This is a genomic window from Rubritalea sp., assembly GCF_039830215.1.
In the GTDB taxonomy this organism is placed as follows: domain Bacteria; phylum Verrucomicrobiota; class Verrucomicrobiia; order Verrucomicrobiales; family Akkermansiaceae; genus Rubritalea.
In genome coordinates this window covers 1-4,902 of the sequence record NZ_JBDOPO010000254.1, presented here as the reverse complement: position 1 = coordinate 4,902, position 4,902 = coordinate 1, and the positions used below count along the sequence as shown (strand labels likewise).

The following is a 4,902-nucleotide window of genomic DNA, read 5'->3' as shown; positions in this document are numbered from 1 at the left end:
GATCGTGAAGTTCCCTACCGCATGCGTATTCAAGGAAACGACTCAAATACAGGAGAATCTATCGTACTGAAACCGGGTGAATTTAAGGTTTTCGGTGAACCCAAAAATGCAAAAAAAATGGCCGATCTCGTGCATTATGCGGAAGGGTTAATTCTGACTGAAGGACATGGAAGCGAAAAAGGCTTCCATGAATACCGCTTCCTAAGGGATAACGATCGGGCAAAGATAGGAGCAGAGCTCGACGATCCAACCTCTTATGGGACCCATAGACTCTATGCGAATTTGAATGATACAATTAAAACCAGAATATCGCCCGCGAAACTTGATAGCGGGAACGAAGAGTTCAAAGTTTTTCCGGAGCTGAATAATCAGGAGCCCGCAGCATACCTCAAGTTTTACACGGGTACCGTCGGAAGGCTCCATGATGATAATGGCGGGACGAATGCCACCCCTACTATCCAAGAGCTAAAAAGGGCCGCAGACGCTAACCCGAATCGAGTGCAAATTGGAGCGATTGAATGGGACACAAATGATCTTGCTGCTCATCTGCCGACTCTTGAATACGGTGATGTGCCCTTCCTGACATTTGGTGGTGAACCTGAAATTAGGAAATTTAACAATACTGATGACCCTGAGTCTAACGATCGAGATAACAAAGTCCCCTTGTTGATTGCTTCGATGCGCTTGAAGACCGAGCAGGATAGCAACACTCATAACTCGAACATGTCGTCAATGTGGTTGAATAATGGAATCATGAACCCTTACTTCAGTAATGGATTTAGTAATGGATCGACCGATGATCAGAATGTGAACCTCAAAACGCATCAGTATGAGGTGACTTGGGAGCCATTTACTGGTTGGGAAAGTACACCAACAGTTTCAATTGGTAGTGGTAACCGAGGGTATGGTGGCACTGGTGTTACGCCTCAATCAGGAGTAGAATATGCGCCATTTTCTCAAGTTCCCTTGGCTCCAGCGACATCACTGGCGCAATTCTCACATGCACCTCTGAACACAGGCGGGGTAGCTCCTTTTACGACACAGATTGTTGGTAATTCGTTTGCTGCAATGTTAGTTCCTAGGAATACAAAAATAGCAAGTAAAGATGCAGTACCTGGTGCTATTGCCGATTTGATCGATCACTCCTACATGGCGAATACGACACTGTTTGATGGCTATTTTCTGTCAACTGCGGCTTCAGAGCAGGGTCCGCTTGCAGGTTCATCACCTCGGAATCTTGACACCGTGTTATCCGAGTTCTTTGATGGAACTCGGCCACTCGCTAATCCAAATGTGATGCCCAAGAGTGGTTCTGCGCCGACGATCACTGTAGCGGATTATGCTACCTTCGCCGATCATATATACAATAATGGTGCCTTTAACGTGAATTCGACCTCAGTGGAGGCGTGGGCGCTGTTTCTCGCCAGCGGCACGCAAGAAGCCCTGCCGATTCTTGATGTGCTGACTGGCGGTGACTCTTTAACCGACGCTGATGATTCTGAGGATCTCGCTGTTTCTCGGTTTGCGCCCATGGCCGGTGATGAAATGCCTGATAATCTCGACTATAACGATGGGGCGCGGCTATCATCCCATCGTCGTTTGTCTGCAGCACAAATCATGGACTTGGCCGAACAAGTGGTTACTCAGGTTAAAGCCCGTGGTCCGTTTCAGTCGGTTGCCGAATTTGTCAATCGTCGCCTCGAAGGCTCTGATAGTTTGCTTAATTCTGGTGCTCTACAAACCGCGATTGAACAGGCCAATTTGAATGACGAAGACTTCGGTGGAGTAGCCGTGCCGAAGAACCATAGTGAACTCAATTCTGCTGGAGGGAGTGGTAAGAGCTCGGACGGTTCTGTCAGCCAGATTACGCAGGCGGACATCCTAAATCGCTTGGCTCCCTCGCTCACGGTTAGGGGTGACACATACCTGATTAGAACCTACGGCGAAGCGACCATTGGTAATCAAACCTCACGCGTATGGTGCGAGGCTGTGGTTCAGCGTGGACATGAGTTCGTTGATACCTCCCAGCCCTCAACGACAGCCCCAGCAGATCTGAATCTAATCAATCAAACCTACGGGCGCCGCTTTAATATTGTATCATTCCGCTGGCTATCAGAAAAAGAAGTCTAATCATGAAGTTCTGTTTGATAAGAAATATTTGTATCATCGCCAGCTTTTTTTCCGCTTTGGCTGGAGGTGTTTATGGTCAACAGGATGAGAGAGTGGTAAAAGTTTCTCTTTACGCCTTCGACTATGCTAAAAGTCACAAAACAGTGTATCTGACCGATGGTGAAGGCCAGGTAACGGATGTGAGGCTCTCAACAGCGAATATTATCGGCCCTTTTAAAACTAGGCTCGATGATAAATTGAATGTCGTTGTCCGATGTAAGACAAAAAATGAAGATGGGGAGACCGTCTATCCAGCCATCGCGAAAGTCAAAATCCCTACGCATATCAGAGAACCTTTGTTAGTTCTTTTTCCAGGTGGTAAAGTAAGCGTTTACAAGGGGTTCGCGATCGATCGTAAAATGAGTGATTTTCCTTTAGGCAGCTACAAGTGCATCAATATGTCACCTACAGCCATTCGCGGGTTGGTCGGGAAGACTAAAGTGCAGGTGGCTTCGGGAAAAGTGGCCTTCTTTGACCCATCGGCCAACGCAGGCGAGTATCTGGATGTACACTTTCAGTATCAGCGTCCAGACGACTGGAAAACCTTTGGTCGCACCCGCTGGCCAAAACAAAAAGTAAGACGATGTATCCTCTTCGTCTATTTAGATCCGCTCACCAAACGCATGAAAATACGCAGTATGCGTGTAAAGAAAATCCAGCGAAGCAAGGAGTATAAAAAAAACATGCCTTAGTATGATGGGAAATCTAGAGAGGTAAATCAGTTGAAACATATATTTTTGGTCAACTCCCTAGGTTTTGAATTGTCGCTACCCAAAGGGTCGAGTACAAAAGTTCAGTCGGTCTTTTCACTTCCTGTATTAGGATCTCGGCGCGGCATGCATGGCTGATGAGTCTCTTGGCTATCGGCATAGGTTCATTCGTTTATTTTGCGTCTCGGATGCTGTTAGGCACCAGTTGCTCATGCATGTGTGGGATGTATTCCGCACTCGGGTGGTGCCTCAGTCTAACTTTTAAGTCTGCTTACCCCTGGAGGAGGGGTAGACTGCCTGCTCACTACAGCCTAATACATAGCGACGCCGAAAGCGCTCTTGTTAGCCTGACAGGAGCACTGCTTAATGTGTCAATATAACTTGGAGAATGGTATTAGCTACTAGTCGGAAAGATACCAGTGCGGAACGCTTTACTGATGGCAGCAGGGGCATTCTGGACTTCGAGCTTTTCGTAAATGTGGCGTACGTGCGTAGCTACCGTTGGGACGCTGATATTTAGCTTGTCGGAAATTTCTTTTTTAAGTAAACCATCCCCAATCAGAACCAAGACTTCCATCTCACGATCAGAGAGTTTGGAGGTTTCTTCGCTAGGCTTTGACCGAGTGCTGATCTGAGTTAGAATAAATTTAGCAATGTTTGCATCGAGCGAGGCTCCACCAGCTAAAACGGTTCGAACGCCATCTGTTATTTCCCCGAGGGGTGCATTCTTTAATAAATATCCTGAAGCCCCAGCGGAGATCGCTTCTAGCACATCGGCTTCCTTGTTTGACTGGCTGAGGATGAGCAAGTGAGTGTCAGGTGAATACTCTTTAAACCATGGGATTGCTTCTATTCCACTCATGCCCGGTAGGTTTAGATCAAGTAGAATTACATCAGGTTTCATTTGTTGGGCTGCATCTTGGAGGCTTCGTAGAGCCCGCTCCGCAGTTCCGAAGGTCAGGTAGAGGTCGATGTCAGCCACTGTTTCTAGGGCAAAGCTGATGCCTTCTCTGTAGTCTGGGTGGTCCTCCACCATCATTACGCGGATTATATTGTTCATGGTTTGATATTTTTATTGGTTTGGACTCGCCAAGGCATTTTTAATTTTAGGGTGATACTGGTTCCTCCGTTGTTGGTGTGTGTGGAGGAAATCTTCGCCCCTAAAAGGCGCGCTCGTCGCTTGAGCGATGGGGGGATGTCGGCGTCTGCTCCATCTGAAATACCGCGGCCGTTGTCGCTGACGGTCAAGGTCAACCATTTATGGTTAGCCTTGAGTTGCGCACTGGCTGTGGTCGCGTCGGCATGGCGACTGATGTTGACGAGGCATTCCTTAAAAAATAAACGAAGGTCATCACGGGTGATTGGTTTGAGCTGCTTTAGAAAGGCTTCGCCTTCCACTGTGATTTCGTATTCTATATCGGCCAGAATACGACGAGCGGCGCGCTCCATAACTTCAGGAAGATTCTCGTACAGGCCGTAGGACTCCTGAGTGTTTATGCATTGGCGTACTGCAGTTCCCGTTCGCGTGAGTAGTTCTTGGTTCCGGTGGAGAACATTCTTCAGCCGGTCGGGGGTGTTCATGGAGCTTAGCGCCACTTCGCCAAGTAATCCCATTGTGTAAATATTGGCACCGAGTTCGTCGTGTAGGTCGGCGGCGAAGCGCTCCCGAATAGCCGTCATTTGTTGCATACGAAGCATTCGTCCAATCAAGATGGTTATGGCTATACCAGCCGCTAACAGGCCGGCCAACCATCCCAATCGCCTTAGGTTGACTTGTTGGTACTCATAGTGGAGGAGTAACTCGTCGGCAACCAAAGGTCGCGCGGTTTCAAAGTCATGTCGGCGGCTCAGCTCGTTCATCCAGTCGTGGATGGGTAGAATGGTTCCGTACAGGTTACGGCCGTCGGTGAGTGAGGAAAAAGACCGGTCAGGATGGATTTTAAAGTTGCCTTTGGCTGGTTTTCCTAGTGCCACATTCCGTCCCTTTGAGAATAGTTCGATTTCGGCAAAGCCGATCTGAGAG

At 48.1% G+C, this 4,902-nt stretch carries 2 protein-coding genes and 2 pseudogenes; 2 read left to right on the top strand and 2 right to left on the bottom strand.

Going from position 1 to position 4,902, the window contains the following annotated elements; genetic code table 11:
* Both ABGY95_RS08390 and ABGY95_RS08385 read left to right on the top strand, forming a co-directional pair.
* Positions 1-2,130: pseudogene (locus tag ABGY95_RS08390) on the top strand (hypothetical protein); the annotation flags it as partial.
* A gap of 2 nt (positions 2,131-2,132) precedes the next feature.
* The gene (locus ABGY95_RS08385) at positions 2,133-2,861 is read left to right on the top strand and encodes a hypothetical protein (protein WP_347441231.1); all 729 of its coding nucleotides are present in this window, start codon (positions 2,133-2,135) and stop codon (positions 2,859-2,861) included.
* A gap of 412 nt (positions 2,862-3,273) precedes the next feature.
* Here ABGY95_RS08385 and ABGY95_RS08380 read toward each other — a convergent pair whose 3' ends face one another.
* Both ABGY95_RS08380 and ABGY95_RS08375 read right to left on the bottom strand, forming a co-directional pair.
* Positions 3,274-3,939 (bottom strand): response regulator transcription factor, encoded by a 666-nt coding sequence (locus tag ABGY95_RS08380; RefSeq protein ID WP_347441230.1) that lies wholly within the window; start codon positions 3,937-3,939, stop codon positions 3,274-3,276.
* Positions 3,936-4,902 (bottom strand): annotated as a pseudogene (locus tag ABGY95_RS08375) (ATP-binding protein); the annotation flags it as partial. The pseudogene ABGY95_RS08375 and the gene ABGY95_RS08380, both read right to left, overlap by 4 nt.